Origin of the sequence: Acidocella facilis ATCC 35904, assembly GCF_000687875.1 — a bacterium.
Lineage (GTDB): Bacteria > Pseudomonadota > Alphaproteobacteria > Acetobacterales > Acetobacteraceae > Acidocella > Acidocella facilis.
On sequence record NZ_JHYG01000044.1, the window covers coordinates 1 to 1452 of the forward strand.

Sequence of the window (1452 nt, forward strand, 5' to 3'; positions counted from 1 at the left end):
GCCTGAGCATCGACTTTCACCATCCATCTCTTTCAACCCAGAACCCGGCTCCGTGCCGGGTTTTGCATTTTTGGAGGCCAACATGGCGGATTATTTTTCACCGACCGTGATACCGGAAATCATCCCGAACGCGGATATGACGAAGCTGGAGTTGTTGTTGCTCTCGCAGATGTTTGATGCGGACTCGGATGGCGACGGAACGTATTTCCATTCCTGGCAAGGCCCATCGGATCTGATCTGGGTCAATCGCGCTGAACTTAGCGCGGCGCTGGACGCGACCCGCGGCAGCAAAAGCCAAGTGTATTTCTATGTGGAGGAGAAACTCAAAAATGCCACATCGGGTGATGACATCATTGAGCTGGATATGAGCGGCGTGTCGTGGGAGGTGATTCTTCAAGACATCGTGCGGCGTTCCGCCAAGCTGCGTTATATTACGGTGACGACGGCGTTCACCTGTTCAAAAATGCGTGCCGATTGTTTTGGCGGCATGGCACTGTTCATCACCGCCGATGCTATCAAAGGCTGCTCGACCGCGGAGTTTCTGTCGGACTGTCTTGCCGACATCGCCGGGCAGGAGGACGGGTAGCCCGATGCTCGGAATTCACGAAGAACCACGACCAATGCGGATGGGCCGGACCCGGCAGTGGGACGGCCCATTTTGCGTGGGCGATTACAGCAGCATTGTTTTCACGCCCAGTGCTGCACCGGCCTCGCCGAGGCGGCGGTCGAGTGTGCATAGGGTGGCGCCGTGATCCGCGCAGATGGCCAGATGCAGGGCATCGCCCGCGCGCAGGCCGAGCGTGTATTGGTCCGCGAAGCGGGCAGCGGTCCGGAACTGCGGCCCGTTGACCGGCAGGTGCAAAAAACTTTCAGCGGTGAGTTGTGTGAACATCGCCAAGGCTTCGGCGCGGTGGACGGGTTGCAGCTGGCCGGTGCGTAATTTGATCGACAGGGCCGAGGAGAATTCGCTCATCACCCAGTCGCTGATCGCCAGCTCTCCGGCTTGCTGTGCCGCCAGCCACGCCTGCATGCGCGGGGTCTCTGCTTCATTGGTCAGGGCGGCGACCAGCAGCGACGTGTCGAGATACAGGCTCAATAACGCGCCTCGTCGCGCATTTTACGGATGGCCTCACGCGCGGGCTCAGCCTGTTTCGGCATGGCGGCGGTCACGGCCTGCAGCGCCCCGAGATTGACCGGCTTGCGCGGGATGTCAGCCGGGACGAGTTGCGCCACCGGCTTGCCCCGGCGGGTGATGCGTACGGCTTCTCCGGCGGCGGCCCGTTCGACGAGCTCGCTCAGATGCGCCTTGGCGTCGGCGAGGTTAACGCTGCCCATGGGATAATCCTGACCAGTTAGATGGTCACTTGTAGCATGGATGCCATGGGAGCGGAAGATTTTTGGTGGGCGTGGTGGCCCGGTCAACTTCCGATTCGGAAGATAGCGCGTGGGCAG

The 1452-nt window shown here is 60.7% G+C and carries 3 protein-coding genes; 1 reads left to right on the plus strand and 2 read right to left on the minus strand.

All coding sequences use genetic code 11. From position 1 onward, the window contains the following. The coding region (locus T331_RS0116700; protein WP_244877004.1) for a hypothetical protein at positions 1-586 on the plus strand (586 nt) is incomplete at its 5' end. Between the two features lie 84 nt (positions 587-670). Here the strand turns inward: T331_RS0116700 and T331_RS0116705 are convergent. Continuing rightward, positions 671-1096, minus strand: coding sequence for a type II toxin-antitoxin system VapC family toxin (locus T331_RS0116705; RefSeq protein WP_026440844.1), 426 nt, complete (start codon positions 1094-1096; stop codon positions 671-673). Continuing rightward, complete coding sequence (locus tag T331_RS0116710) at positions 1093-1335, minus strand: type II toxin-antitoxin system Phd/YefM family antitoxin (RefSeq protein ID WP_026440845.1); 243 nt, start codon at positions 1333-1335, stop codon at positions 1093-1095. Before T331_RS0116710 ends, T331_RS0116705 begins: the two co-directional genes overlap by 4 nt. Between the last annotated feature and the right edge of the window lie 117 nt (positions 1336-1452).

What these genes read in the sequence shown, in the direction of transcription:
- T331_RS0116710 (WP_026440845.1), bottom strand. Translation starts at nt 1,335, where the DNA reads ATGGGCAGCGTTAACCTCGCCGACGCCAAGGCGCATCTGAGCGAGCTC.